At 71.6% G+C, this 25,876-nt stretch carries 25 protein-coding genes; 15 read left to right on the top strand and 10 right to left on the bottom strand.

The genetic code is table 11. From position 1 onward, the window contains the following. Positions 1–44 precede the first annotated feature (44 nt). Positions 45–593 carry an NADPH-dependent FMN reductase gene (locus tag AC0HI0_RS29415; protein ID WP_480926752.1) on the top strand — a complete coding sequence of 183 codons (549 nt, stop codon included), beginning with the start codon at positions 45–47 and terminating at the stop codon, positions 591–593. Then, positions 590–1,069, top strand: coding sequence for a flavin reductase family protein (locus tag AC0HI0_RS29420; protein WP_480926753.1), 480 nt, complete (start codon positions 590–592; stop codon positions 1,067–1,069). Before AC0HI0_RS29415 ends, AC0HI0_RS29420 begins: the two co-directional genes overlap by 4 nt. Positions 1,070–1,819: 750 nt before the next feature. On the opposite strand, the gene AC0HI0_RS29425 is transcribed toward AC0HI0_RS29420, so the two are convergent. Beyond that, entirely contained in the window at positions 1,820–2,839 is a 1,020-nt protein-coding gene (locus tag AC0HI0_RS29425; protein ID WP_480926754.1) for an aldo/keto reductase, read from the bottom strand. Positions 2,840–2,974: 135 nt separating this feature from the next. Here AC0HI0_RS29425 and AC0HI0_RS29430 point away from each other — a divergent pair, with 135 nt between their 5' ends. Both AC0HI0_RS29430 and AC0HI0_RS29435 read left to right on the top strand, forming a co-directional pair. Further along, positions 2,975–3,562, top strand: coding sequence for a TetR/AcrR family transcriptional regulator (locus tag AC0HI0_RS29430; RefSeq protein WP_480926755.1), 588 nt, complete (start codon positions 2,975–2,977; stop codon positions 3,560–3,562). Between the two features lie 23 nt (positions 3,563–3,585). Then, positions 3,586–3,834 carry a hypothetical protein gene (locus tag AC0HI0_RS29435; protein WP_480926756.1) on the top strand — a complete coding sequence of 83 codons (249 nt, stop codon included), beginning with the start codon at positions 3,586–3,588 and terminating at the stop codon, positions 3,832–3,834. Positions 3,835–3,903: 69 nt separating this feature from the next. On the opposite strand, the gene AC0HI0_RS29440 is transcribed toward AC0HI0_RS29435, so the two are convergent. Genes AC0HI0_RS29440 through AC0HI0_RS29450 form a run of 3 tightly spaced genes read right to left on the bottom strand, consistent with a single transcriptional unit; the run spans position 3,904 to position 7,321 of the window. Continuing rightward, positions 3,904–5,733: an FAD/NAD(P)-binding protein gene (locus tag AC0HI0_RS29440; RefSeq protein WP_480926757.1), complete on the bottom strand. Its 1,830-nt coding sequence runs from the start codon at positions 5,731–5,733 to the stop codon at positions 3,904–3,906. Further along, the gene (locus AC0HI0_RS29445) at positions 5,730–6,491 is read right to left on the bottom strand and encodes an amino acid ABC transporter ATP-binding protein (RefSeq protein ID WP_480926758.1); all 762 of its coding nucleotides are present in this window, start codon (positions 6,489–6,491) and stop codon (positions 5,730–5,732) included. Before AC0HI0_RS29445 ends, AC0HI0_RS29440 begins: the two co-directional genes overlap by 4 nt. Continuing rightward, a complete protein-coding gene (locus AC0HI0_RS29450) occupies positions 6,488–7,321 on the bottom strand; it encodes an amino acid ABC transporter permease (protein WP_480926759.1) in 834 nt (277 codons plus the stop codon). Before AC0HI0_RS29450 ends, AC0HI0_RS29445 begins: the two co-directional genes overlap by 4 nt. 406 nt (positions 7,322–7,727) lie before the next feature. Here AC0HI0_RS29450 and AC0HI0_RS29455 point away from each other — a divergent pair, with 406 nt between their 5' ends. The 5 genes from AC0HI0_RS29455 (at position 7,728) to AC0HI0_RS29475 (ending at position 13,587) form a co-directional block, all read left to right on the top strand. Beyond that, complete coding sequence (locus AC0HI0_RS29455; protein ID WP_480926760.1) at positions 7,728–8,870, top strand: LLM class flavin-dependent oxidoreductase; 1,143 nt, start codon at positions 7,728–7,730, stop codon at positions 8,868–8,870. Beyond that, a complete protein-coding gene (locus tag AC0HI0_RS29460; protein WP_480926761.1) occupies positions 8,867–9,352 on the top strand; it encodes a GNAT family N-acetyltransferase in 486 nt (161 codons plus the stop codon). The genes AC0HI0_RS29455 and AC0HI0_RS29460 overlap by 4 nt, the downstream gene beginning before the upstream one ends. Beyond that, on the top strand, positions 9,353–10,270 hold the full coding sequence (locus tag AC0HI0_RS29465; protein ID WP_480926762.1) for an ABC transporter substrate-binding protein: 918 nt from the start codon (positions 9,353–9,355) through the stop codon (positions 10,268–10,270). Between the two features lie 203 nt (positions 10,271–10,473). Next, positions 10,474–12,612, top strand: coding sequence for a putative bifunctional diguanylate cyclase/phosphodiesterase (locus AC0HI0_RS29470; protein ID WP_480926763.1), 2,139 nt, complete (start codon positions 10,474–10,476; stop codon positions 12,610–12,612). A 45-nt stretch (positions 12,613–12,657) separates the two neighbouring features. Further along, a complete protein-coding gene (locus AC0HI0_RS29475; RefSeq protein WP_480926764.1) occupies positions 12,658–13,587 on the top strand; it encodes a S1C family serine protease in 930 nt (309 codons plus the stop codon). A gap of 61 nt (positions 13,588–13,648) precedes the next feature. Here AC0HI0_RS29475 and AC0HI0_RS29480 read toward each other — a convergent pair whose 3' ends face one another. After that, positions 13,649–13,873, bottom strand: a complete 225-nt coding sequence (locus AC0HI0_RS29480; protein ID WP_480926765.1) for a hypothetical protein — start codon at positions 13,871–13,873, stop codon at positions 13,649–13,651. A gap of 113 nt (positions 13,874–13,986) precedes the next feature. On the opposite strand from AC0HI0_RS29480, the gene AC0HI0_RS29485 reads away from it, so the two are divergent. Both AC0HI0_RS29485 and AC0HI0_RS29490 read left to right on the top strand, forming a co-directional pair. Further along, a complete protein-coding gene (locus AC0HI0_RS29485; RefSeq protein WP_480926766.1) occupies positions 13,987–14,838 on the top strand; it encodes a helix-turn-helix domain-containing protein in 852 nt (283 codons plus the stop codon). Then, the gene (locus tag AC0HI0_RS29490; RefSeq protein WP_480926767.1) at positions 14,835–15,014 is read left to right on the top strand and encodes a DUF397 domain-containing protein; all 180 of its coding nucleotides are present in this window, start codon (positions 14,835–14,837) and stop codon (positions 15,012–15,014) included. Before AC0HI0_RS29485 ends, AC0HI0_RS29490 begins: the two co-directional genes overlap by 4 nt. 313 nt (positions 15,015–15,327) lie before the next feature. Here the strand turns inward: AC0HI0_RS29490 and AC0HI0_RS29495 are convergent, their stop codons facing one another. Together AC0HI0_RS29495 and AC0HI0_RS29500 are read right to left on the bottom strand one after the other, a co-directional pair. Continuing rightward, positions 15,328–16,560: a class I SAM-dependent methyltransferase gene (locus tag AC0HI0_RS29495; RefSeq protein WP_480926768.1), complete on the bottom strand. Its 1,233-nt coding sequence runs from the start codon at positions 16,558–16,560 to the stop codon at positions 15,328–15,330. Positions 16,561–16,571: 11 nt separating this feature from the next. Continuing rightward, a complete protein-coding gene (locus tag AC0HI0_RS29500) occupies positions 16,572–17,939 on the bottom strand; it encodes an FAD-binding oxidoreductase (RefSeq protein ID WP_480926769.1) in 1,368 nt (455 codons plus the stop codon). Between the two features lie 52 nt (positions 17,940–17,991). Here AC0HI0_RS29500 and AC0HI0_RS29505 point away from each other — a divergent pair, with 52 nt between their 5' ends. Together AC0HI0_RS29505 and AC0HI0_RS29510 are read left to right on the top strand one after the other, a co-directional pair. Next, positions 17,992–19,584: an acyl-CoA dehydrogenase family protein gene (locus AC0HI0_RS29505; protein ID WP_480926770.1), complete on the top strand. Its 1,593-nt coding sequence runs from the start codon at positions 17,992–17,994 to the stop codon at positions 19,582–19,584. After that, a complete protein-coding gene (locus tag AC0HI0_RS29510) occupies positions 19,581–20,360 on the top strand; it encodes a crotonase/enoyl-CoA hydratase family protein (RefSeq protein WP_480926771.1) in 780 nt (259 codons plus the stop codon). Before AC0HI0_RS29505 ends, AC0HI0_RS29510 begins: the two co-directional genes overlap by 4 nt. 1,437 nt (positions 20,361–21,797) lie before the next feature. On the opposite strand, the gene AC0HI0_RS29515 is transcribed toward AC0HI0_RS29510, so the two are convergent. Next, entirely contained in the window at positions 21,798–22,304 is a 507-nt protein-coding gene (locus tag AC0HI0_RS29515; RefSeq protein ID WP_480926772.1) for a hypothetical protein, read from the bottom strand. Between the two features lie 125 nt (positions 22,305–22,429). Then, entirely contained in the window at positions 22,430–23,026 is a 597-nt protein-coding gene (locus AC0HI0_RS29520) for a TetR/AcrR family transcriptional regulator (RefSeq protein ID WP_480926773.1), read from the bottom strand. A 65-nt stretch (positions 23,027–23,091) separates the two neighbouring features. Between AC0HI0_RS29520 and AC0HI0_RS29525 the strand changes: the two genes are divergently transcribed. Then, on the top strand, positions 23,092–23,712 hold the full coding sequence (locus AC0HI0_RS29525; protein WP_480926774.1) for a flavodoxin family protein: 621 nt from the start codon (positions 23,092–23,094) through the stop codon (positions 23,710–23,712). Continuing rightward, complete coding sequence (locus AC0HI0_RS29530; protein ID WP_480926775.1) at positions 23,709–24,734, top strand: NAD(P)H-dependent flavin oxidoreductase; 1,026 nt, start codon at positions 23,709–23,711, stop codon at positions 24,732–24,734. The genes AC0HI0_RS29525 and AC0HI0_RS29530 overlap by 4 nt, the downstream gene beginning before the upstream one ends. Here AC0HI0_RS29530 and AC0HI0_RS29535 read toward each other — a convergent pair. Next, on the bottom strand, positions 24,720–25,874 hold the full coding sequence (locus tag AC0HI0_RS29535) for an acyl-CoA dehydrogenase family protein (RefSeq protein WP_480926776.1): 1,155 nt from the start codon (positions 25,872–25,874) through the stop codon (positions 24,720–24,722). The two genes, AC0HI0_RS29530 and AC0HI0_RS29535, sit on opposite strands and share 15 nt — an antisense overlap. Positions 25,875–25,876: the final 2 nt, after the last annotated feature.

Genomic DNA, 25,876 nt, shown 5'->3' on the forward strand with positions numbered 1-25,876 from the left:
GGACGACCTTGAGGGCCGCCCACGACGTTGGAATGCTCGGGTCCATGACCCAGCCACTCGTCGTCGGCGCCCTGGTCGGCAATCCGCGCCCGGCCTCCCGAACGTTGAACGCGGCGCTGGCCTTGCGCGAGGCCGTCCGCCGGACCCTCACCGAGCAGGGCCGGGAGGTCGTCCCCAACGGTCCGCTGGTCGACGCGGCCGAACTCGCGCCCGAGCTGTTCCAGCCGGGCTCCACGGCCGTGCGGGAGGCGTTGGAGGGCCTGGCCAACGCCGACGTCCTGATCGTCGCCTCGCCCACCTACAAGGCCACCTACACCGGCCTGCTCAAGGCGGTGCTCGACCAGGCGCCCGGCAACTGGCTGCGCGGCAAGACCGCCGTCCCGCTGCTGGTGGCGGCGGCCGACAAGCACGCGCTGGCGGTCGAGGTGCACCTCAAGCCGCTGCTCGCCGAACTCGGCGCGGCGGTGCCCGGTCGCGGGCTGTTCGTCAACGAGGCGACGCTGACCGCGGACCAGACCCGGCTGATCGGCGCGCTGGGCGTGCAGCTGGACGAGGCGGGCTGGTTCACCACGCCGGTCGGGGTCGAGCGATGAGCGGGCTGGGCACCGAGCTGCGGGCGGCGCTGCGCGACTTCCCGCAGGGCGTGGGGATCGTGACCGCGAGCGGCCCGGACGGTCCGGTGGGCGTCACGGTGAGTTCGTTCACCTCGGCCAGCCTGCACCCGCCGCTGATCGTGGTGTGGATCGGCGAGGGCGCGTCGGCGTGGCCGGTCCTGCGCACCGCGCCGCTGTTCGCCGTGCACCTGCTGCACGTCGGCCAGACCGGGCTGTCCGACCTGTTCGCGAAGACCGGCGCGGACCGCTGGGGCCACCCGGACACCCGCTGGCGGTCCGATGTGGACGGTGTGCCGCACCTGCTGGACGCGCCGGTCCGGCTGCGCTGCCGGACGGCCCGGCGGATCGCGGTGGGCGACCACGTGGCGCTGGTCGGCGAGCCGCTGGAGATCCAGCACGACTCGGGCAACCAGCCGCTGGTCCGGTTCCAGGGGCGGTACACCTCCGTCGCGTAGGGTCCGGCCACGTGCGTTTCCTCCGGTCCGGCGGAGTTCACCGGCACCGTGCTCTACGGCGGCCGGTGCGACCACCCGAGGCACGGGCACGTCGAGGTGCTGGGCTACCGGAACACCGCCGTCAACCTGGCGGGCGGACCGAACTCGATGGTGCTCCACCTGCCGGCCACCGGGATGACGCGCGAGAACCTCATCCCGGTGGGCGGGCACGCGGACGTCCTGGAGCGGATGGTGGCCGCCGCGTCGGTCGACGTGCCGGTGGCAGCGGCGGCGATGGCGTGGATGGAGGCGGGGCCCGACGCCGAGCCCGGAGCTGTTCGGGTTCTACGCCGAGACCTTCCCGGGGCACACGATCGCCCTGTGCTGCTTCGACAACGCCGAAGCGCGACGCGCGAAGCCGTTGCTGCTCTGGTACCGCCCGAACGACCCGGACCGGATCCTGCTGCCCGCGCTGGACAGCCACACCGGCGGCGTGCCCGACCTGGACGCGGAGGTGGGCCCCGGGCACGTCGTGCTGTTCGGCACGGCCAAGGGCCACCCCGTCGCCTACGCCCCGACATGCGCCACAGGCTGCGCGAGTTCCTGCCTGACGCCGTGCTCGGCGGGCGGGTGCGCGACGCCCTGCCCAACGGGGACTTGGACGACTTGGCGGCGTTGTCCCCGGAGAACGTCCACGACCTCGGCCCCGACCTGCTCCGGCGCGTCCGCCCGGAGCGCGCCGGCGGGCCCACCCCGGTGCGGGGCGGCGGGTCAGCGACGGCGCAGCGAGGGGTCGAGCAGGGCGGGCGGGGTGTCGGACTTCTCCTCCGGGGCCAGGTCGACACCGGGCGCGACGATCTCGTCGATCGCGTCGAGCACGTCGGCGCTGAGCACCGTGTCGGCGGCGGCGAGCTGGGCGCGCAGGTGGTCCGGGGTGCGGGGACCGATGATGGCGCTGGTCACGGCGGGGTGCGCGGTGACGAAGCCGAGCGCGAGCTGGATCAGGGTCAGCCCGGCCTCGTCGGCGAGCGCCGCGAGCCGCTCCACGGCGCGCAGCCGGGCCTGGTTGCCGGCGGTGGTGAGGTCGAAGCGCTGCGGCAGCAGGGCGGACCGGCTGGTGGTGATCTCCCGGCCTTCGCGGATCGCCCCCGACAGCCAGCCCGAGGCCAGCGGGCTCCACGCCAGCACGCCGAGCCCGTACTGCTCGGCGACCGGCAGGACGTGCGCCTCGATCCCCCGTTGCAGGATGGAGTAACCGGGCTGTTCGGTCGCGTACCGGCCCAGGTGGTGCTCCCGGGCGGCCCACTGGGCCTGCACGACGCGGTAGGCGGGGAACGTCGAGGAGCCGAAGTAGCGGATCTTGCCCGCGCGGCGCAGGTCGGTCAGCGCGGAGAGCGTCTCCTCGTCGTCGGTGGTCGGGTCCCAGCGGTGGATCTGGTAGAGGTCGACGTGGTCGACGCCGAGGCGGCGCAGGCTGTGGTCCAGTTCGGTGACCAGCCAGCGGCGCGACGAGCCCCGGTGGTCGCGGTGCTCGCTCATCGGCAGGCCCGCCTTGGTGGCCAGCACGATCTCGTCGCGGCGGCCGGCGATGGCCTTGCCGACCATCTCCTCCGACTCGCCCCTGCTGTACGCGTCGGCGGTGTCGACGAGGTTGATCCCGGCTTCCAGGGCCGCGTCGACGATGGCGGTGGCGTCGTCCTGGGTGGTGCGGCCGAGCGCGCCGAAGTTCATCGCGCCGAGCACGAGCGTGCTGACCTGCACGCCGGTCTGCCCCAAGGTGCGGTAGCGCATGGTCGTTCCTCCCGGAGGGTCGAGGTGGCCCGGTCCCGCCCGGTCTGACATCCTGACCGAAGCGGAACCGTGTTCCGCTAACCAACATACGGAACACGGTTCCGTTTGCCAAGCGGAGTGGTGGAGGTGGCGGCGGTGGACGACGTCGACAGCGGGTCGGAGCACTCGGGCCGGCGCAAGCGTGCCGACGCGCGGCGCAACGAGGAGTCCCTGCTCGACGCAGCCGCCGCGATGTTCACCGCCTCCGGCGTCGACGTGCCCGTGCGCGACATCGCCGCAACGGCGGGCGTCGGCGTCGGCACGATCTACCGGCACTTCCCGACCCGCGCGGACCTGATCGTCGCCGTCTACCGGCACCAGGTCGAGACGTGCGCCGAGGCGGCCCCGGCGCTGCTCGCGGCGGGCCCCACACCGCACGCCGCGCTGACCCGCTGGATCGACCTGTTCGTGGACTTCCTGGTCACCAAGCACGGCCTGGCGGAGGCGATGCAGTCCGACGACGACGCCTTCCGGACCCTGCACACGTACTTCCTGGACCGCCTGCTGCCCGCGTGCGCCCAACTCCTCGACGCCGCTGCGGCCGAGGGTGAGATCCGCGCGGACGTGGGCGCGTACGAACTGCTGCGCGGCGTCGGCAACCTCTGCGTCGGCTCGGCCGACAGCCCGCGCTACGACGCGCGTCGCGTGGTGGGGCTGCTGATCGCGGGCCTGCGCCTGCGCTAGCCGCGCCGCCGTACCCTGACGCGGTGACCGAAGACCGGGACCGCCTCTCCGACGAGGAGTGGCGGCAGTTCACCCACCTCCTGCACCGGTTCTGCGACGTCGAACTGGACCAGTGGGAGAACTGGGTGGTCGACTCGCGCTGGGGCGAGGTCTACCTCCACCTCGGCCGCAGCCTGCCGCCCGGCCACGAGGAGCACCACTACACCCGCGTTCCCCGGCCGGCACCGACGACCGACAGCCGTGCCCGTCCCGCACCGGGTGGACCTTCGTAGCCGACTCGCGCCCGCACACCACGAGCCGGGATCGAACCCGACCGACCACACCTGCTTCGAGGACTGGTCCTACGCCACGGACTCGTCCACCTCCACCGCCGCCAGGAACCGCAGCACTGCGCGCGCCACCTCGTCGTTCTGCCGGAACGCCGGCGCGTTCGTCTTCGGCCGGGCGAAGGCCGCGTAAGCCTTGTTGGACGTGTACGGCCCCACCGCGAACCGGCGGGCGTGCGGCACGCCCGAAGCGTCCAGCACGCGGCTGTCCTCCGCGCTCACCTCGACCATCCCGCGCACGTCCGACACCTCCCCGGCCGCCGCCAACGAACGCAGCAACGGGTCGGCGGTGTGCTCCAGGGTGTGCACCGGCAGCCGCGCCTCGATCAGCCCCTGCGCCCGCACCACCCGACCGGGCACGCTCGCGCTGCCGGCGACGAACTCCCCGTCCGCCGCCTCGACCCACATGTCCGCGCCCAGGAACGTCACGATCCCGGCCCGCGCCAGCGCGAGCAGCTCCTCCAACCGGTCCGGTGGCGGTCCGCTCGCGAGGTAGCTGAAGAACCCGTGCCACCACCCGTCCTCGCCGACCAGCCGGCCGGACGCCGCGATCAGGGCCACCTGCCCGTAGACCCCCAGCAGGGCCAGGAAAGCGCCCAGGTCGGCGCTGTGCTCGGCCGACGACCGCCGCTCGACGTCCGCCGTCACGTAGGCCCGCAGGTACTCCTGCAACGCCTCGGAGGTCTCGAACACCAGCCCGTCGATCGGCCGGTCCAGCCGCTCGAAGTCCAGCACGTCCTCCTCGCGGGGCACGGCGGACCGCTCCAGCTCCCGCATCTGCGGGCTGTACCAGTCCAACCCGGCGAACCGCGCGGAGAACTCCGGCCACGACAGCGTCACCCGCGAGGGGTGGCCGGTGAACAGCTCGCGGTAGTACCCGTGCGCGATCTCCTTGGCCATCAACGGCCACGCGTCGCGGCGGAAGTCGATCTCCCCGTCGCCGGCCAGCAACTCGGCCGCCACGAAGAACGTCGGCGGGCCGGGCGGATCGCCCTGCAACCGGTACCCGGTCTTGGAGTGGTACGGCACGCCACGCCGCGAACCGACGTGCAGCCGGGGTTCCCGGCCGGACGCCACGTAGTCCAGCCGGTCGCCGGCGCGGACGAACCGGCCGCCCCGCCCCTCGGCCAGCAGCACCGCCAGGTCCACGAACGCCAAGCCCAGGCCGCGCACCACGACGTCCGCCCCGGCGGGCACCGCCGACAGGTCCGCGTCGGCCGTGTAGTCCGGCGGCAGGTAGGTCAGCCCGTGCTCGGCGGCGTAGTCGGTCATCTTGAGGTGTTCCGGCGCGGGCTCGGTGTCCAGGTGCCCCAGCGCGAGCACCACGACGTCGGCCACCAGCGGCTCGGCGCGGTCGGCCAGCCACACCCGCTGCCGCACCTGCGACGACCCGGTCAGCCGGACCACCTTCGTCGGGTGGACGTGCACCGAACTCCCGGCGGGCAGCGCGGCGACCGCCTCGCGGTGGAACCACTTCAGGTACGCGCTCTGCACCCGCCTGCTCGGGAACGTGGTGGGCGCCATGGCCGCCAGCTCGGCCCGCACCGCCGGGTCGAGGTCCACAGTGGACAGGTCGGTCGCCCACTCGGCCAGCGACGGCCCCGGCCGCACCGGGCCCTCGCACACCACCGACGAGTCGGTGAACATCGTGACGTCCTCGGCCATCGAGTTCATCCGCAGCAGCGCCGACTGCTCGTGCCGCCACACCCGCCCGGAGCCGGCCGCGAACGGGTCGACCAGGTGCACCTGCACCGGCCCGTCGAGCAGTTCGGGCGCGTTCGCGGCGATCCGCTCGACCAGGCCGGACGCCCGGGGCCCCGCCCCCACCAGGACCACGACGCTCATCGCACCCGGGCCAGGAACTCGCGGGTGCGGGCGTGCCGCGAGCCGTCGATCACGACGCCCGGCGGGCCCGACTCGACCACCAGGCCCTCGTCGAGGAACACGACGGTGTCCGCGACCTCCCGCGCGAACCCGATCTCGTGGGTCACCACGACCATCGTCATCCCGTCCGCGGCGAGATCCTTCATCACCTCCAGCACCTCCCCGACCAGTTCGGGGTCCAGCGCCGAGGTCGGTTCGTCGAACAGCATCACCTCGGGCCGCATCGCCAACGCCCGCGCGATCGCCACCCGCTGCTGCTGCCCGCCGGACAACTGGCGCGGGTAGGCGTCTTCACGGCCGGCCAGCCCGACCCGGGCGATCAACGCCCGCGCCCGCTCCTCGGCCTCCGCGCGCGGCACACCCAGCACGCCGACCGGCGCTTCCACGACGTTGCCCAGCACCGTGAGGTGCCCGAAGAGGTGGAACCCCTGGAACACCATGCCGATCGACGCCCGCTGCCCGGCGATGACGCGTTCCTTCAGCTCGTACAGCTTCCCCTTGTGCCGCCGGTAGCCGACCAGGGTGCCGCCCACCTCGATCTCCCCGCGGTCGGGCTTCTCCAAGTGGTTGAGGCAGCGCAGCAGCGTGCTCTTGCCGGACCCGGACGGCCCGATCACGCACGTCACCGAGCCGCGCGGGACGGTCAGGTCGACGCCGCGCAGCACGGGCGTGCCGCCGAAGCTCTTGTGCAGGTCGGTGACCTGGACGGCGACCGTCACGACAGCCTCCCCGCGCCGCGCCCGTAGTACCGCTCCACGTAGTACTGGCCGACGCTGAGCAGGCTGGTGACGATGACGTACCAGACGGTGGCGACCAGCAGCAGCGGGATGATCAGGTAGTTGCGGTTGTAGATGAGCTGGACCGAGTACAGCAGATCCTGCACGGCCAGCACGCTCACGATCGACGTGCCCTTCAACGTGCCGATGAGCATGTTCCCGGCGGCCGGGATGATCGCCCGCATCGCCTGCGGCAGCACGATCCGGCGCAGCACCCGGCCGCGCCGCATGCCCAGCGCCAGCGCCGCTTCGACCTGCCCGGCGTCCACCGACAGGATGCCGCCGCGCACCACCTCGGCGGCGTAGGCGGCCTCGTGCAGCACCAGGCCGATGATCACCGCCGTGACCGGGCCGATGATCGGCGTCGCACCGGAGAGCACCGGGTACAGCGCGCCGATGTTGAACCAGAACAACAACTGCACCAGCAGCGGCACGGACCGGAACAGCCAGACGTAGCCCCAGCTCACCCCGACCAGCACCGGGTTGCCGGACAGCCGCATCACGGCCAGCACGCCGCCGATCACGAACCCCAGCACGACGGTCAGCGCGGTGAGCCACAACGTCAGGCCCAGCCCGCGCAACACGGCCTCGGTGGTGAAGTACCGGACGACCACGCCCCACTGGAACTGCTCGTTGGTCACCACCGACCAGAGCACCACCAGCACGGCCGACAGGACCAGCGCCGCCGACGCCCAGCGCCACGGGCGGCGCAACGGCACTATCTCGGCGACTTTTCTGGCCCGGGGCGGTGACACCACGGTAGAAGCGCTCACGACGTCTCCAGAGCAGGAGGGAACACGGAACGGTGCCGCGTCCCTCAACGCCGCCTCGCGATCGTAGGCGCGCGACCGCGAGGCAAGTCAAGGGATTCCGTCATTTGGACGCGGATCGAACCGTCGTTGACGGCCACGGCTCGCGCTGCTGGACTGGGGTCGTGGATTCCGTGCGGCTGGTCATCCGTGGCCACATCGACTTCGGTCGGGTGTGGTCCGCTTCCTGTTCGGGCTGACCCGCCCGCCGACACCGCGCGTCTCCCTCAACGCCGTCGGCGCGTCGGCTCTGTTCCCGCCCGCTTCGGGCTTCCCGCACCACAACTCCCAATCCGAACAACTCTGCCCGCAGAGCTTCTTGGCGGACAAGCGTTTCCGGACTAGCACCATCACGTGGAAGGTACTTGACGTGCCTGTTGAGTTTCTGGGGATCGGCGGCACCAACGACGGGTCGGAGACGCACGCGCGCAGCGGCGCGTCCTTCGACAAGGAGTACACGCTGCGGCTGGCCCGCGCGCACGAGGAGCACGGCTGGGACCGGGTGCTGTTCGCCTACGGCTCCGGCTCGCCCGAGCCCGCGCAGGCCGCCGCCTACATCGCGACGAAGCTGGACAAGCTCCAGATCCTGTTGGCGCACCGGCCGAACGTCTCCTACCCGACGTTCGCCGCCAAGACGTTCGCCACTCTGGACCAGATCAGCGACGGCCGGTTGACCGTGCACTTCATCACCGGCGGGACCGACCACGAGCAGCAGCGCGAGGGCGACTACCTGACCAAGGACCAGCGCTACTCCCGCACCCGCGAGTACATCGGGATCGTGAAGCGGGCGTGGACCTCGCGCGACCCGTTCGACCACGAGGGCGAGCACTACCGGTTCGCCGACTTCGTCAGCGACGTGTTCCCGGTGCAGCAGCCCCGGCCCAACGTGTCGTTCGGCGGGTCGTCGCCCGCCGCGTACCGGGCCGGTGGCGCGGAGGCGGACATCTTCTGCCTGTGGGGCGAACCGCTGGCCGACACCGCCGCGCAGATCGAGTCGGTCAAGCAGGCCGCGCGGGACGCCGGGCGCTCCGACGTGCCGCGCATCCAGGTGGCCTTCCGGCCGATCCTGGGCGCGACCGAGGAACTGGCCTGGGAGAAGGCGTACCGCACGGTCGACGCGATCAAGCAGCGCACGGCGGGCGGGAAGTCGTTGACCCGCAGGCACTCCCTGACCAGCCCGGAGAACACCGGTTCGCAGCGGCTGCTGGAGATCGCCGAGCGCGGCGAGCGGTTCGACCGTGCACTGTGGACACCCACGGCGACGGCGACCGGCGGCGCGGGCAACTCCAACGCACTGGTCGGCACGCCGGAGACGGTCGCCCAGGCGCTGCTGGACTACTACGACCTCGGCGTGGACATCCTGTCGGCACGCGGCTACGACATGGTGGACGACACCATCGACTTCGGCCGGTACGTGATCCCGATCGTCCGCGAGGAGGTCGCCAAGCGCGACCGGGAACGCGCCGCCCGGATCGTGGAGCCCCGGCGGGATTCCCTCGCGGTGGACGGATGACCGTCGACACCGTCGAGGCCCGCCGGGTCCTCTGGGACGACCCGGAGACATTGCCGCTCAAGGAGGAGCTGACCCGGGAGTACGTGACCCGGTACGGCGAGCAGGCGCGCGCGGAGATGACCCGGCACGACCCGGCGCTGTTCGCGCCGCCGGACGGCGTGCTCCTGCTGCTGCTGGAGAACGGCGCGGCCATCGCCGGCGGCGCGTTCCGGCGCTACGACGAGCACACCGCCGAGCTGAAGCGGATCTGGACGCACTCCGGCCACCGCCGGCGCGGCCTGGGCCGCCGGGTGGTCGCCGAGCTGGAGCGGATCGCGGCGGAGTCCGGCTACCGCCGGATCTACCTGACCACCGGCCCCCGGCAGCCCGAGGCCAAGGGGCTCTACCTGGCCACCGGCTACACCGCGCTGTTCGACGTGGACGCGGACCCGCTCGACATCGGCCACCTGGCCTTCGAGAAGCACCTGCCCGAGGACGATTAGATGCGCACGAGACAACTGCTGATGCTGCTGAGCCTGCTCGCCCTGGTGGTGAGCGGGTGTTCGGCGGCCGACGCGACCGACCCGGCCGGCACCGGCGTGCGGCCGAGCGCCGACGTGCTGTCCGGGCTGGGCAAGGACGAGGCGCTGGCGAACCTGCTGCCCGCCGACGTCCGCGCGGCGGGCGCGGTGAAGTTCGGCTCGGCGGTGGGCGGGCAGCCGCCGTCGGCCTACTACGCCGAGGACAACAAGACGATCCTCGGCCTGGACGTCGACCTCGCGGAGGCGGTCGGCAGGCTGCTCGGCGTGCGGATCGACCGCGAGGTGGCCGCGTTCGAGGTCATCCTGCCCGCGCTGGGCAGCGGCAAGTACCAGGTCGGCACCGGCAACTTCGGCGTCACCGAGGCGCGCAAGAAGACCATCGACTTCGTCACCTACATCAACGACGGCCAGGGTTTCGCGGTGCGCGCCGACGACAACCGGCTGTCGAAGGTGGACGACCTGCTGCAACTGTGCGGCCTGAAGATCGGCACGGGCACCGGCACCACGTTCGAGGCGACTCTGGAGAAGGAGAAGCACATCTGCCCGGACGCCGGGAAACCCGCCTACGAGGTGCTCAGCTTCGCCGAGAACGCGGCGGTTTACCTGGGGCTCCAGCAGCGGCACATCGACGTCGTCATGAGCACGATCAACGGATTGCGGCACGCGGCGGCGAACCAGCCGAACCTCAAGTTCCTCAACGAGTTCAAGCGACTGGACGTGGGATTCGCCTTCCAGAAGGGTTCGCCGCTCGCACCGGCTTTCCAGGCCGCGGTGAACCGACTCGTCAAAGACGGCACCTACCTGCGGATTCTGGAGAAGTGGGGCACCAAGGACTCGGCCATCCCGGAGTCCTTGATCAGCCCGCCGGAACACGCCTAGCGGTGTCGGCACCGGGCGGACCGGGGCACTTCGCCAGTCCCGGTCCGCCCACCCGACGTTGTGCCTACCGGCGAGTAGCAGGATCATCTTGCGCCGGTTCGGTGGAATACCAGTAAGCTCGGCGGCGACCAGCAACCGTCAATGCACCCATTCGAGTGACTCGGATGGAGAATGCGCACGTCGGAATGGCCCTGTAGAGCTGAATGATGATGGTCGACCAGTCAGGCGCCGCGGCGAGCGGTGAACTCGGGGCGTTCGCGCTCGCCCGCGACGAGTTCGCCCGGCGCTGGGCGTCCACGCTCGACTGGACCGTCCTCACCGGACAGCCGAGGCTGATCGAGCTGCTCACCGAGTACACCCGGCGGCTGCACGCGGCCGTGTGCCGGGAGCGCTACCCCGCGGCGACGGTCCACCACGTCGGCCGCTCGCTGGTCGAACTCGACGTCGACTCGGCCGCCACGCTGGAGCGCTCGCTCGCGTTCCTCGGCGAACACCTGATCGCCCACTTCGGCCTGCCCGCCGACCGCACCGGCCGGCTGATGACCGTGCTCGGCGGGATCGCCGCCGGCTACAGCGACGCGCTGCGCGAGCACACCCTGGGCCGGCAGGAGCCCGACCGGCTGGCGGCGCTGCGGACGCTGCGCGAGGCCGAGGCGGCCCTGCGGGTAAGCGAGGCCAAGTTCCACGCGGTGTTCCGCACCTCCGCCGTCGCGATCGCGATGACCGGCGTGGACAGCGCCATCCTGGACTTCAACGACGCCCTGCTGGCGATGCTCGACTACACGCCCGAGGAGCTGACCGGCCGGACCGCGCGCGAGCTGATCCACCCGGACGACCGGCCGTCGATCGTCCGGATCACCGAGTCGCTGGCGTCCGGCGCGCGCGAGAGCGTGCGGGCCGAACTGCGCCTGGTGCGCAGCGACGGCGAGACCATCCCGGTGCTCATCGCGGTCACCCTGGTGCGCGACGACTCCGGCCTGCCCGCCTACCACGTGACCATGATCGAGAGCCTGGACGAGGTGCGCGCGCTCCAGACCCAACTGGTCCGGCAGAGCCTCAACGACGTGCACACCGGCCTGGCGAACCGCGCCCAGTTCCTCGGCTGGCTGGAGGGCGCGGTCGGCGCCAAGGGGCCGGACGCGCTGGCCCTCGTGGTCTTCGACGTCGACGGCTTCCGGGTGGTCAACGACGCGTTCGGGCACGAGGTCGGCAACCAGGTGCTGACCGGGGTGGCCGGGCACCTGCGCGGGGTGTTCGGCGAGGTCGGGCAGCTCGCCCGGATCGGACCGGACGAGTTCGGCGTGCTGATCCGGGACCCGGCGGACACGCCGACCGTGATCGCGCTGGCCGAGCGGGCCGTGGACCTGCTCGCCGAGCCGCTGTGGGTGGACGAGCACGGCATCGGCGTGACGGCCAGCGTCGGCGTCGTGGCCCAGGAGCCCGCGCGCGGCGCGGACGCCACCGAACTGCTGCGCCGCCTGGACGTGACGCTGCGCTGGGCCAAGGACGGCGGCAAGGCCCAGTGGGCGCTGTACGACGCGGAGCGCGACCGCCGCGACCGGCGGCGGCTGGTGCTGGCGGCGTCCATCTCGGGCGGCCTGGAGCAGGAGGACTTCCGGGTCGACTACGAACCGGTGTTCGCGCTGGCCGACCGGTCGCTGATCGCCGTCGAGGCCCGGCTGGGCTGGGACCACCCGGAGCACGGGATGCTCGACCCGCACACGCTGGCGTCGCTGTCCGAGTGCACCGGGATGGCCGTGCGGCTCGGCCGGTGGGCGATGGAGCGGGCGTGCCGGGAGGCGGGCGGCTGGTACGCCGAGTTCGGGCCGGCCGCGCCCGTGCTGGCCATGGACCTGACCGCGCGGCACTGCCAGGAGCCGGAGCTGGTCGCCGAGGTGCGGCGGGTCCTGCGGACCAGCGGTCTGCCCGCCGACCGGCTGCGCTTCGAGCTGGGCGAGCGGCTGCCCGCGCAGGTCGGCGAGGACCAGGCGGAGGAACTCGGCATCCTCGCCGAGCACGGCGTCCGGTTCGTGCTGGACCAGGTGGGCGGCGGCAACATCCCGGCGGACGAGCTGCGGCGGATCCCGCTGCACGGCGTGAAGTTCCAGGGCACGCCGGTGGACGGCCTGGCCGAGGGCGCGAACCCGGTCGACGAGAGCGCCGCGGTGGCGTCGCTGGACTGGGCGCGGACGCTGGGCGTCCCGCTGCACGCGGCGGACGTCACCACAGCGGCGCAGGCGCGGCGGCTGCGGGAGCTGGGCGTGACCGGCGCGCAGGGGCCGCTGTTCGGGAGGCGGACGCTCACCGCCGGCGAGGTCCGCGCACTTCTTGGCAACTCCTAGGCGGACGCTCAGGTTGTTCATAGCCTGCGGGGCTTTCCTGGGTACATGACACAGGACTTCCCCGCGATGAGCGGCTCACTGCACCAGGCCCCGCAGAGCTTCGGTCCTCAGGGTCCTCAAGGTCCTCTCGGTCCGGTCGGTCCGCACGGCCCGGTCGGCTTCCAGCCGCAGCCGGCACCGCCCGCGCCCAAGCCGTTCTGGCGGCGGACCGGCACGGTGGTCACGTCGGCGGCGCTGATCGCCGCGCTGTTCGGCGGGGTCACCGGCGGGGTGGTCGGCGCGATGAACGCACCGGGCCCGGCGGTCGGCACGTCCGGCTCGTCGGTGGCGTTGCAGACCTCGAACCAGTCCACTCTGGACGTCAGCGCGGTGGCGGCGAAGGTGCTGCCGAGCGTGGTCCAGGTGAACGTGGCGACGGCGCAGGGGCAGGGCATCGGCTCGGGCGTGGTGCTCTCCGCGGACGGCCGGATCCTGACCAACAACCACGTGGTGTCGGGCGCGCAGCAGGTGACGGTGACGTTGAGCGACGGCCGGACGGTCGACGCGAAGGTGCTCGGGACGGACGCGACCAGCGACCTGGCGGTCGTGCAGGCGCAGGGCGTGAGCGGGTTGACCGCGGCCACGTTCGCCGACTCGGACAACGTGAAGATCGGCGACCAGGTCGTCGCGATCGGTTCGCCGGAGGGCTTGCAGGGCACGGTCACGTCGGGGATCGTCAGCGCGCTGGACCGGAAGGTCACCGTGCCGGGCGAGAGCCGCCGGTCGGCACCGGTCAGCTACCAGGCGATCCAGACCGACGCGTCGATCAACCCGGGCAACTCGGGCGGACCGCTGATCAACTCCGCGGGCGAGGTGGTCGGGATCAACTCGGCGATCTACTCGCCGGCGTCGGACAGCGGGTCGGCGGGCAGCGTCGGGATCGGCTTCGCGATCCCGTCCAACCAGGCGAAGCAGATCGCCGACCAGCTGACCTGATGGGTCGGTGCGGAGCGGACCTCACGGGCCACTGCCGAAGACCGGGTTCCGACGGTCTCGGTCAGTGGCCCGAAACGCGTCCGGCCGGGGTGTTGAGGGCTTCGGTGAACTGGGCGACGCACGCGGCGGCCACGTCCCGCGTCATGGTGAGGTCGAACGTGCCGGGATCGCCGTCGAAGACCACGTAAAGCTCGCGGTCGTCCAGGTCGGTGCGGGTCCGCACGGTGGTGCCCTCCGCGATGACGACCGAGGCGAGTACCGAGACTGCGGGCGTTTCGACTGCCATGACACGTCCTCCACTAGGCTGTACGGAGCAACTAATCGAACGTGGGGCGAGATTAAGGGCTCACGTGAGAGTTGCGCAGTTACCTAGTCGAGTGATTCCACCGGGAGGTCGTCGTGGGCCAAGCCGTGCAGACCATGCCGAGACGACTGCTCGGCAGCGAGTTGCGGCGGCTGCGCCAAGCGGCGGGCAAGACCTTGGACGAATCGGCGGGCGCGATCGGCAAGGACCGCAGCCAGCTGATCAAGGTCGAAGACGGCCGCGCGAACCTCACCGCCGCCGACCTGGCCCGACTGCTCACCCACTACGGGGCGAACCCGCAGGACCGCAAGAAGATCCTCGCGATGGGCGTGGAAGCCCGCAAACGCCAACCGAAGCGCGCCTACGTGGATCTGCTGCCCGGCGCGCACAGTCGCATCGCCGACCTCGAAGCCGCCGCGACCAGCGTCACCTACTACGACCGCGCCGTCATCCCCGGCCTGCTCCAACTCCCCGAGTACACCGAAGTGCAGATGGCATCCGGCGACGGGGTCTGGTGGGAGCCGTCTTACCAGGAGCGCGCCAACCGGATCGCCTTCAGGCTCGAACGCCAGAAGCTCCTCGCCGACAAAGAGTTCGCGTTCTTCTTCACCGAGGACGCCCTGGCGATCGCGGTCGGTGGGCCCGAGGTCATGCGGCGACAGATCGAACACCTCCTGACGTCTGCCCACCGACCGAACATCTCGCTCCGCCTGCTCGACGCCACCGACCCCCGCAATCCCTGCCAGCAAGGCGCGTTGGTCCTGTTCTCATTCGACCTGGGTACCCCTCGTGTCGGCCTGCTGCCGGTGGCCTACGGCCCGTCCACCTACCTGGACGAGCCGGCTGACACCGAGGCGATCGCACGGTGCTTTCGGCGGCTTCAAGAACTGGCCTTCAGCGAGGAAGAATCGCGTTCGCGACTGGAAACAGCACTGGAGGCGATGTGACCGCGCGCGACACCGAGTGGCTCAAAAGCAGCTACAGCACCGCAGGCAACGACAACTGCGTAGAAGTGCGGCTGGCCGAGGACGGAGCGGGCATCCGGGACTCAAAAGACCCCCACCAGCACGCCCTGCACCTCCACCCCACCACCTGGACCCGCTTCCGCACGTCCCTCACCTAGGCCGACCGCCCCACCAGGGCCGACCGCAACAGCCGCAAGGCCAGGTCCAGCGCCGCGCCGGCCGCGAGGACCACGTCCTCCGGCAACTTCGACGGTGGTCTCCCGGACGACCGCCCGCTCCGCGCCGATCGCTTCGCGGAACCCGTCACGTCGACCGCGAAAATCACCCGGCGGTGTGACGGCGTCGATCGGTTCACCCTGGACGCCCCGACCCTGCACCTGCCACGGGGCGACCGGCGCGACGCGTGGGCGCCGGCCGCCCCGGTGCTGTTCTACCTCTCGCCCGTCAACGCCGCCGTGGACGTCCGGACCGTCAACTCCAGTCCGGGCGCAGCGGCATCCCGGACGACGTACCGTCCAGCTTCACCCCCAGCACCTGGTGGAGCTGGATGTTGTTGCGCTCGAACCCCAGCCGCGACGCGGCGAGGTAGAGCCGCCACACCCGCGCCCGGCCGAGCCCGACCTCGTCCACGGCGTCGTCCCAGTGCGCTTCCAGGTTGCGGCCCCACGCCGCCAGCGTCAGCGCGTAGTGCTCCCGGATGTTCTCCTCGTGCCGCACCTCGAACCCGGTGTCGTGCATCAGCGACACCAGGTGGCCGGGGCCGACCAGCTCGCCGTCCGGGAACACGTACCGGTTGATGAACCCGCCGGTCCGCGCCCGCTGCCGGTTGTCCGGCCGGGTGATGCAGTGGTTGAGCATCCGCCCGCCGGGCCGCAGCTTGCGGTACAGCGAGCGGAAGTAGGCGGGCAGCTTGGCCTTGCCGATGTGCTCGGTGAGGCCGATCGAGCTGACCGCGTCGAACCCGGTCTCCCGGACGTCGCGGTAGTCCAGGTAGCGCACCTCGGCCAGCTCCGACAGGCCCGCCTCGACGATCGCCTTCTGCGCCCACTCCGCCTGGTTGCGCGACAGCGTGACGCCCAGCGCCTTCACGCCGTACTCGCGCGCGGCGTGCATCACCATCCCGCCCCACCCGCAGCCGACGTCCAGCAGCCGCATCCCGGGCTTGAGGCCGAGTTTGCGGGCCACCAGGTCGTGCTTGGCGAACTGGGCCTCCTCCAAAGTGGACGTTCCGGACGGGTACACTGCGCAGGTGTAGGCCATGGACGGCCCCAGGAGCCACTCGTAGAACGTGTTCGACACGTCGTAGTGGTGCGCGATCGCCTCGCGGTCGCGCGCCTTCGAGTGGCGCAGGCCGTGCAGCTTGCGCTCCTGCGGCGGGATCTCGACCTTGGCGTTGAGCCGCTGCTTGCCCAACTGGCCCAGCAGTTCCAGCCGCTCCCGCCACGGGACCTCCCGCAGCGACAACTCGGACAGGTGCACCAGCGCGCCGTACACGTCCCCGATGATCTCCAGGTGGCCGGTCACGTACGCCCGCGCCAGACCCAGCTCACCGGGTGCGGACGCCAGGTAGGACAACGCCTCCGGCGATCTCACCTCGATGCGCACGTCCGCGTCGGCCGAACCCGCCCGGCTGCCGTCGTATGCGCTGAAACCCACGGACGCGTCGCCGCCGACCGCCCGCTGGAACACCTCGGCCAACCGCATGGAACCTCCATTCACCTGCGGAGAACACACTTGGCGTACAGGTCGGGGAGCCGGGCGTCGGCGTCGTACCGCTGCTTGAGGTCGCGGTAGACGGCACCGTTGTACTTCGCCCAGAAATCCCCTTCTTCGTAGTAGGAGTCCGAGTACAGCGACTTGTGGCCGCCGAGTTCGGTCACCTTGTCCTCGATCAGCCGGTTGCGGCTGCCCATCTTCTCATCCGGTCGCAGGTCCACAGTGGACCAGAAGCCGACGTTGACGTAAAGCTCGCCCGGGTCCATCGGGTACAGCGGCCAGGCCGCGCCGTCGCGCAGCCGGATCGGGCACAGCCAGACCGGCTCGATGCCGATCTCGCGGTGGAAGAAGTCCAGGAACTCGGCCAGCCTCGCCACCGGGATCTCGACGTCCTGGATCACCGGCTCCTGCACGGCCTTGCTCATCTTGGCGCTGAACCCGCTCCTGCGGTCCCACGCCACGATCCGGTGATAGACGTCCGACCGCAGGTACCGCTTGGGCCACAGCCTGCGCACCACCGGGTGCTGGGCGCCGAACGCGCGCGAGCACCAGAACCAGTCGGTGTCCCAGCGCCACAGGTAGTCGCGCACGGTCAGGTAGTCCGTGCGCCGCGCCTGGATCGAGCGGTAGTAGATGTTGCGCCCGGTGTAGTCCGACCGGTACGGCGCGCTGTCGGCCCAGTCCGCCAGCGTGAGGTACTGCTCGTGGCCGGAGAACACCGTGCCGTCGATGAAGTCGACCGGCTCGCCCTGGTAGGAGCGTTCCGCGCAGACCGCCTCCACGACCTCGGCCAGTTCCGCGGCCGACCCGAACGGCACGTGCCGCAGCCGCACGAACGGCCGGACCGGCTCCAGCTCGATCTCCGCCCGCAACGCGTAGCCGAGCGTCCCGTAGGAGTTCGGGAAGCCCCGGAACAGGTCGTCGGACGGCTTGAGCACGACGACCTCGCCGTCGCCGGTGAGCACCTCCAGCTCGCGCACCGACTCGTGCGGCAGTCCGTTGCGGAACGAGCTGGACTCGATGCCCAGCCCGGCGACCGCGCCACCCAGCGTGATCGTCTTGAGCTGTGGCACGACCAGCGGCATCAGGCCGTGCGGGAGGGTGGCGTCGACCAGGTTCTCGTAGGTGGTCATGCCTTGCACTTGAGCGGTGCGCGCGGACGCGTCGACCGAGAGCACTCGGTCGAAGCGGGCCACGTCGAGACCGCCGGGTTGGTCGGCGCGGAACCGGAACAGGTTCGACGTCGGCTTGGCGAGCCGGACGGGTCTGCCCGCCGGGATCGCCGCGTACTGGCCGCGCAGCGCGGCCACCGCCTGCCTGTGATCGCTCACGAGATCGACGTTAGGCCGACGAACGGGCGTCAGCACCCCCAAATTTTGACCGACCAGGAAGTTACCGCCCGGTAGTACCCTGAGGGGCATGACCCGCGCCACGCACCAGGTGACCAACCAGGTCCCCCCGCTGGAAGGCCATGACGTGGCCGAGGACCCCGCGCTGCTCGACGGGCTGCACCGCGGCGGCGCGGCGTGGGCCGAGGCGGAGCTGCGCGAACTCGGCGTCGAAGCGGGCTCGGCGGACGTCCAGCACCTGGGACGGCAGGCGAACGCCAACCCGCCCGTCCTGCACACCCACGACCGGTACGGGCACCGCGTGGACGAGGTCGAGTTCCACCCCGCGTGGCACCGGTTGATGACCACCGCCGTCGCGCACGGCCTGCACGCGACGCCGTGGCGCGACGACCGGCCGGGCGCGCACGTGGCGCGTGCCGCGAAGTTCTACGTGTGGAGCCAGGCCGAGGCCGGCCACGGCTGTCCGATCTCGATGACCTACGCGTCGGTGCCCGCACTGCGCAAAACACCCGAACTGGCCGAACAGTACGAACCGCTGCTCGCGTCCACCACGTACGACTTCGGCCTGCGCCCGCCGGCGGGCAAGCGCGGCCTGCTCGCGGGCATGTCGATGACCGAGAAGCAGGGCGGCTCGGACGTCCGCACGAACACCACCACCGCCACCAGGGCGGGCGACCACTACCTGCTGACCGGGCACAAGTGGTTCACCTCCGCGCCGATGTCCGACCTGTTCCTGACGTTGGCGCAGACGCCGGAGGGCCTGTCCTGCTTCGTGCTGCCGCGCGTGCTGCCGGACGGGACGCGCAACGCGATGTTCCTGCAGCGCCTGAAGGACAAGCTGGGCAACAAGTCCAACGCGTCCGCCGAACTGGAGTACGACGGCGCGGTGGGGTGGCTGGTCGGCGAGCCCGGCCGGGGCGTGCGGACGATCATCGAGATGGTCAACACGACCAGGTTGGACTGCGTGCTGGGCAGCGCGTCCGGGATGCGCTACGGCCTGACCCAGGCGACCCACCACGCCGCGCACCGCACGGCGTTCGGGCGTGACCTGGTCGACCAGCCGGCCATGCGCAACGTCCTGGCGGACCTGGCCGTGGAGTCCGAGGCGGCCACCACCGCCGCGCTCTGGCTGGCCGGGACGCGCAGCCGACTGGGCCTGGCGGTGATCAAGTACTGGGTGTGCAAGCGCGGCCCGGCGCACGCCGCCGAGGCGCTGGAGTGCCTGGGCGGCAACGGGTACATCGAGGATTCGGGGATGCCCCGGCTGTTCCGCGAATCGCCGCTGATGTCGATCTGGGAGGGGTCGGGCAACGTCGCCGCGCTCGACGCGCTGCGCGCGATGGCCCGTGAACCGGAGGCGGTGGCGGAGTTCTTCGCCGAGCTGGACGCGGCACGTGGTGCCGACCGGCGGCTGGACGCGGCGGTCGAGGCGTTGAAGACTGAGCTGACGGACGTGGCCGACCTGGAAGTCCGGGCGCGCAGGCTGGTGGAGCGGATGGCGTTGGCGTTGCAGGGTTCCCTGCTGGTGCGGCACGGGCACCCGGCGGTGGCGGACGCGTTCTGCGCGTCGCGGCTGTCGGGGGACTGGGGCGCGGCGTTCGGCACGCTGCCGCGCGGGGTGGACTTCGAGGCGATCATCGGACGGGGGCGGCCGAAGCTGTGAGTTCGGTGCGCGTGGAGCGGTCCGGTGCGGTGTGCACGGTGCTGCTCAACAGGCCGGCGGTGCGCAACGCGGTGGACGGCCCGACGGCGCACACGCTGACCGAGGTGTTCCGCGAGTTCGACGAGGACGAATCGCTGTCGGTGGCCGTCCTGCACGGCGAGGGCGGCACGTTCTGCTCCGGGGCCGACCTCAAGGCCCTGGGAACCGACCGCGCCAACGACCCCCTCTCCCCGACCGGCCCGATGGGCCCGACCAGGCTGCGCCTGTCGAAACCGGTGATCGCCGCCGTGTCCGGCCACGCCGTGGCGGGCGGTCTGGAACTCGCCCTGTGGTGCGACCTGCGCGTGGCGGACGAGGACGCGATCTTCGGCGTGTTCTGCCGGCGGTGGGGCGTCCCGCTGATCGACGGCGGAACCGTCCGCCTGCCCAGGCTGATCGGCCAGTCGCGGGCCCTGGACCTGATCCTCACCGGCCGGCCGGTGGGAGCGCCGGAAGCCTTGGCCATGGGCCTGGCGAACCGGGTGGTGCCGACCGGAACGGCCCGTGCGGCCGCCGAAGAACTGGCGCGGGAACTGGCGTCGTTCCCCCAGACCTGCCTGCGCCAAGACCGCCTGTCGGTCCTGGACCAGGACGGCTTGGACGAGGAAACCGCCCTGTCCAACGAACGCGACCGTGGCCTGATCTCCCTGCGGGACGCGGAATCCGGCCTCGCCCGCTTCCACGCAGGCGAAGGCCGTCACGGACATTTCGGACAATCTCTACCAAATCGAACCTAATCCCCCATTTCACCCCCCGCTTCACCCCACCTCCCCCTCGCCCCGCCACCGTCCACTCCGCCACCGCCACCGCCACCGCAGCCATCGCCGTCCCCACCATCGCCGGCCCGCCACCGTCGGCGCCCACCAGGATGCGGCGAGCCGGCCAGGACAACGGCGAATCCGGGATGGGGCGCGGCGAAACGGGCCTGGCCGCGCCGAAGCCCAGCGAGCCAGGACACGGCAGGGCGCGGCGAAACGGGACGGGGCGAGCCAGGGCACACGGCAGCTCGCAGCGAGACCGGAACGCGGCGCGGCGGCAGCCAATCGCGGCCGACAGGCGGCGCGGCAGTGCGCGAACGTGCCCGGCTCGCTCGGCTCGCCGTGCGGATGAGCTCGTGCGTTGCGGACGGGCTCGCGTGCGAGCGCCGGCCAGGCGCGTGGGGGCGAACAGCCGTGGCCGCAGGTAGGCGGCCACCCGCCGGCCACACCACAGGGCGGAGCGCCCCAAGACTCTCGCTCGCTACCGCACGGGCTCCACTGTGGACATTCTCTGGCCCGCCTACCGCCCGCCGGGCAGCCGGGCCGCCCTGCCGCCGAGCCTCCACCACCGAGCCGCTGCACCGCCGAGCCCCTGCACCGCCAGGCTCCCTGCGCCGCAGGGGCCGCAGTTCAGGCCGCCTCACCGAGCGCCAGCCACGCGCCTGAGCCAAATGCCGTGCCCCGCAGGCCCAGCGGCGGCTGGGCCTGCGGGGCGGCGAGTGGCGTTCGGGCTCGGGTCTCGCCGGCCCACCGCGCCTGCCGGAGCACCGGCGCTTGCCGGAGTCAGGCAACTGCGGGAGCCGGACAACTCCGGGGAGACGCTGGGTCGGAGGGTGCGGGAGGCCAGAGGATGCGGATGGTCGGGAGGTGCGGGGGTCGGCCGTTCACCTGAGGCCGGGGGCGAGCGCCCCGAGGCGGACGGGTCCTGGCTTGGTCGGGATCGGGATCCGGTGGGTCGGGATCGGGTGTGGGCCGTAGTCGGGATCGGGCATGAGGTCGGGATCGGGCATGAGGTCGGGATCGGGCATGAGGTCGGGGTCGGGCATGAGGTCGGGGTCGGGTGTGAGGTCGGGGTCGGGGTCGGGGTCGGAGTCGGGTGTGGGTTGGGGTCGGGTGTGGGGTCTGGGGTGCGTTGGTCGGGTGGTCGCCAGGAGGTGGTCGGGTGGCGGTCGGCTGGTCGTCGTCAAGTGGTCGCGGGGTTCGCGGGGTTCCAAAATCAAACCGAGTATCGGTAACGGTGTTTTCGTACCGAATCCTTGGATGATCACCCGTTTGTGCGACACGTGCCCGTGACGGCGGCGCGTAGCAGGTGAGGCTTGAAACAGTTTCCCACAACGCAGAACGGCGATCCTCGCGTGCCACAATGCACGCGAGGACCACCCGGAAATGAGCCTCGGAATTACCGCCCGCGCGGGATCAGAAGGCGACCTGGACGTGGAACGCCCGGTCTGCCAGTACGCCCGCCGAGTCGTAGGTGTGGATGAACAGGCCGTTGGTCGTGGTCACCCGCCCCACCGTCGTGACCTCACCGGGCGGGCCGAAGCCCACGTTGCCCGGGATGCCCAGGGTCGCCACGTACGACCCCGCGGTGATGTTGTAGTTGCCGAAGAACACCTCGTACGTGCCGACCGCGAGCCTGGTCGCGCCGGACGCCCCGAAGTTCTGACCGGTCAGCGCCCCGTTGTCGACCACGGCGTAGACCAGCTGCGGAGTGGCTTGCACGCGCGGGCCGCCGGCCAGCTTCGCCTGCTCCTGCGCCCACGCGCTCAGCGGCGGCTGCTCCTGGCCGCGGACCGGCGCACCGGTGCCCGCCGTCGCCACCTGCACCGCGCCGAACACGACCAGCGCCAGGGTGGCCAACGCCGCCAGGACGCGGAACTTCACCTTGGACGGCCGGGACCTCGCCTTGACTGGTTCGGACATTTGTCGACCCCTCCCCGAATCGATCTGCCCGGCTTTCACCGAGTGTCCAAGCCTCTCGCGCCGACACCGTTTCACACATGAATGCATTCGGATGCAGGTTTCCACAGTTTATTCACGCGATTGCCCTAAGCGACGCCGAGCAGCCCCGCGATCTGCGGCCACAATCCGTCCAACAGCGCCGGGTCGTTGTCGAGTTTCGCGAACAGCACCATGCCCTCCACCTGGGCCAGCACGGCACGGGCGTACGGGCGGGTGGCGCGTTCGGCGGCCAGGTCGCCGTGCGAGTGCGCCTCCAGCAGGACTTCGTGGACGAGGGCGACCTGCTCGTCGAAGATCTCCTTCAGGCACGCGTGCACGGCCTCGTCCCGGTTGCCCAGCTCCAGCGTGAGGTTGCCGTACAGGCAGCCGCGCACCGCGCCGACCTCGCGCTTGCTCCGGTGCTGCGCCTCGGCCTGGGCCTCGAACAGCCGCGCCAACCGCACGAACGGCGCGCCGTCCGCACGCAGCGCCGCACGCCACATCGCACCCTCGCCCGCCCACGCGACGCGCAGCGCCTCGACGGTGAGCGTCTGCTTCGAGTCGAAGAAGTGGTAGAAGCTGCCCTTGCGCACGCCGGCCCGGTCGCAGATCTCGGCGACGCCGATCGCGCCGTACCCGCGCCCCCGCATGAGGTCGCACGCGGCGTCCAGCAGCTTCTCCCGCGCGTCGCTGGTCCGTCCCATACCGCCAGACTAGACGACCGGTCAACTATTGCTCGATAGTTGACCGGTCGTCTACCTTTCCCGGCATGACGACGAGCAGCGCAGCGGTGAGAGACGAGAGCGCGACGAGGGTGGCGGTGGCGTTCCACAGCGGGTTCGGGCACACGGCCCGCCAGGCCGACGCGGTGGCGGCCGGGGTGCGGGAGGTGGCCGGGGCGCGGGCGTTGTTGTGCGACGTGACGGCGCTGGGCGACGACCTGTGGTCCGATCTCGACTCGGCCGACGCCATCGTGTTCGGCTCGCCCACCTACATGGCGGGCCGGTCGGCCGCGTTCCAGGCGTTCGCCGAAGCGAGCGTGCGGGTCTGGGCCGCGCAGGGCTGGCGGGACAAGGTGGCGGCCGGGTTCACGAACTCGGCCGGGCTCAACGGCGACAAGCTGAACACGCTCACCGGCCTGGCGCTGTTCGCCGCGCAGCACGGGATGCACTGGGTGTCGCTGGGCCTGCCGCCCGGCTGGCTCTACCGGACCGACGGCAGCCCCACCGACCTCAACCGGTTGGGCGGGTTCATCGGCGCGATGGCCCAGTCGCCCGCCGACGCGCCGCCCGACCTGGCTCCGGCGAAGGCCGACCTGGAGACGGCCGCGCACCTCGGGCGGCGGGTGGCCGAGGTGGCGGGGCAGCTGCGGATCGGGCGGGTGGCATGAGGCTCGCCGCGCTGCTCGGGGTCGAGCACCCGATCATCCCGGGGCCGTTCGGCGGCGGGTTGTCGTCGGTGGCGCTGGCGGCCGCCGTGTCGGACGCGGGTGGGCTCGGGTCGTTCGGGGCGCACCACTTGCGGCCGGAGGCGATCACCGAGGTCGTGCGGGACCTGCGCGGTGCCACGGACAAGCCGTTCGCGGTCAACCTGTGGGTGCCGCAGCCGAGCGAGCGGGAGCCGGTCGACCTCGCGCCGCACATCGCACGGGTCGAGCCGCTGTACCGGCGGTTCGGGTTGGAGCCGCCCCGGCACGTGGTGGTGCCGGTGTTCGAGGAGCAGGCGGACGCGCTGCTCGCCGCCGCGCCGCCGGTGATCAGCCTGGTGATGGGACTCGCGCCGAGGTGGCTGCTGGATGCCGCGCACGCCAAGGGGATCGTGGTGCTCGGCACGGCGACCACGGTCGAGGAGGCGATCGCGCTCGCGGAGTCCGGGGTGGACGCCGTGGTGGCGTCGGGCAGTGACGCGGGCGGGCACCGGGGCGCGTTCCTGCGGCCGGTCGAGCACTCGCTGGTGGGCACGTTCTCGTTGGTGCCGCAGGTGGTCGACGCCGTCGAGGTCCCGGTGGTCGCGGCCGGGGGCATCGCGGACGCGAGGGGTGTCCGCGCGGCTCGCGCGCTCGGGGCGGACGGTGTGCAGATCGGCACCGGGTTCCTCGCCACGCACGAATCCGGCGCGCCCGAGGCGCACAAGATCGCGCTCGGCGGTCACGGCGCCAGGTTCACCGTGCTGACGCGGATCTTCTCCGGCCGCCACGCGCGCGGCATCCGCAACGGCCTGGTCGAGGAGTTGGCCGGGTTCGAGGACGTGGTGCCGCCCTACCCGTTCCAGAACGCGCTGATGCTCCCGCTGCGCGAGTTCGCGGCGGAGCGGCCGCCGGCCGACCACATGAGCCTGTGGGCCGGCCAGGCGGCTCCCCTCGCCTCGAACCGCAGCGCGCGGGAGTACTTCGCGGAACTACTTGAGCCCTAGCTCCCGGGCGATCAGCATCTTCTGCACCTCGCTGGTGCCCTCGCCGATCTCCAGGATCTTGGCGTCGCGGTAGAACCGGCCCACCGGGTACTCGTTCATGAAGCCGTAGCCGCCGAAGATCTGGGTGGCCTCGCGGGCGTTGTCCATCGCCGCCTCGGACGACACCAGCTTGGCGATCGCCGCCTCGCGCTTGAACGGCTCGCCGCGCAGCATCTTCGCCGCCGCCTGGTAGTACGCCAGGCGCGCGGTGTGCGTGCGGGCCTCCATCTCGGCGATCTTGAACTGGATCGCCTGGTACTGGCCGATCTTGCGGCCGAACGCCTCGCGCTCGCCGACGTAGCGCAGGCTCTCGTCCACGCACCCCTGGGCCAGGCCGACGCTCAGCGCCGCGATGGCGATCCGGCCCTCGTCGAGCGTCTGGAGGAACTGCGCGTAGCCCCGGCCCCGCTCGCCGACCAGGTTGGCCGCCGGCACCCGACAGTCCTGAAAGGACAGTTCACGGGTGTCGGAGGCGTTCCAGCCGACCTTGGAGTACTTGCGCGACACCGAGAAGCCCGGCGTGCCGGACGGCACGAGGATGGCCGAGATCTCCGGCCGCCCGTCGTCCTTGCGGCCCGTCACGGCCGCGACCGTGACCAGGCCGGTGATGTCGGTGCCGGAGTTGGTGATGAACGCCTTGGTGCCGTTGATCACCCACTCGTCGCCGTCCAGCCGGGCCGTGGTGCGCAGCGCGCCCGCGTCCGAACCGCCGCCCGGCTCGGTGAGGCCGAACGCGCCCAGCTTCTCGCCGGCGCACAGCGCGGGCAGCCACTGGGCCTGCTGCTCGGCGTTCCCGAAGCGGTACAACGGCATCGCGCCCAGCGAAACGCCCGCTTCCAGGGTGATGGCGACCGACGAGTCGACCCGGGCCAGCTCCTCCAGGGCCAGGCACAGCGCGAAGTAGTCGCCGCCCATGCCGCCGTGCTCCTCCGGGAACGGCAGGCCGAACAGGCCCATCCGCCCCATCTTGGCGACGATCTCGTACGGGAACTCCTCGCGCTCGTAGAAGTCGCCGATGACCGGGGCGACCTCCTCGCGCGCGAACTCCTCGACCGTCTTGCGCAGTGCCTCGTATTCCTCGTCAAGGCGGAAGTCCAACATCG

The sequence above is a fragment of the Saccharothrix sp. NBAS 001 genome (genome assembly GCF_056640475.1).

Coding starts and splice junctions, on each gene's coding strand:
- AC0HI0_RS29515 (WP_480926772.1), bottom strand. CDS start 22,304: ATGTCCGAACCAGTCAAGGCGAGGTCCCGGCCGTCCAAGGTGAAGTTC.
- AC0HI0_RS29525 (WP_480926774.1), top strand. CDS start 23,092: ATGACGACGAGCAGCGCAGCGGTGAGAGACGAGAGCGCGACGAGGGTG.
- AC0HI0_RS29425 (WP_480926754.1), bottom strand. CDS start 2,839: ATGCGCTACCGCACCTTGGGGCAGACCGGCGTGCAGGTCAGCACGCTC.
- AC0HI0_RS29440 (WP_480926757.1), bottom strand. CDS start 5,733: ATGAGCGTCGTGGTCCTGGTGGGGGCGGGGCCCCGGGCGTCCGGCCTG.
- AC0HI0_RS29530 (WP_480926775.1), top strand. CDS start 23,709: ATGAGGCTCGCCGCGCTGCTCGGGGTCGAGCACCCGATCATCCCGGGG.
- AC0HI0_RS29420 (WP_480926753.1), top strand. CDS start 590: ATGAGCGGGCTGGGCACCGAGCTGCGGGCGGCGCTGCGCGACTTCCCG.
- AC0HI0_RS29480 (WP_480926765.1), bottom strand. CDS start 13,873: ATGGCAGTCGAAACGCCCGCAGTCTCGGTACTCGCCTCGGTCGTCATC.
- AC0HI0_RS29495 (WP_480926768.1), bottom strand. CDS start 16,560: ATGCGGTTGGCCGAGGTGTTCCAGCGGGCGGTCGGCGGCGACGCGTCC.
- AC0HI0_RS29465 (WP_480926762.1), top strand. CDS start 9,353: ATGCGCACGAGACAACTGCTGATGCTGCTGAGCCTGCTCGCCCTGGTG.
- AC0HI0_RS29475 (WP_480926764.1), top strand. CDS start 12,658: ATGACACAGGACTTCCCCGCGATGAGCGGCTCACTGCACCAGGCCCCG.
- AC0HI0_RS29470 (WP_480926763.1), top strand. CDS start 10,474: ATGATGATGGTCGACCAGTCAGGCGCCGCGGCGAGCGGTGAACTCGGG.
- AC0HI0_RS29460 (WP_480926761.1), top strand. CDS start 8,867: ATGACCGTCGACACCGTCGAGGCCCGCCGGGTCCTCTGGGACGACCCG.
- AC0HI0_RS29505 (WP_480926770.1), top strand. CDS start 17,992: ATGACCCGCGCCACGCACCAGGTGACCAACCAGGTCCCCCCGCTGGAA.
- AC0HI0_RS29520 (WP_480926773.1), bottom strand. CDS start 23,026: ATGGGACGGACCAGCGACGCGCGGGAGAAGCTGCTGGACGCCGCGTGC.
- AC0HI0_RS29415 (WP_480926752.1), top strand. CDS start 45: ATGACCCAGCCACTCGTCGTCGGCGCCCTGGTCGGCAATCCGCGCCCG.
- AC0HI0_RS29535 (WP_480926776.1), bottom strand. CDS start 25,874: ATGTTGGACTTCCGCCTTGACGAGGAATACGAGGCACTGCGCAAGACG.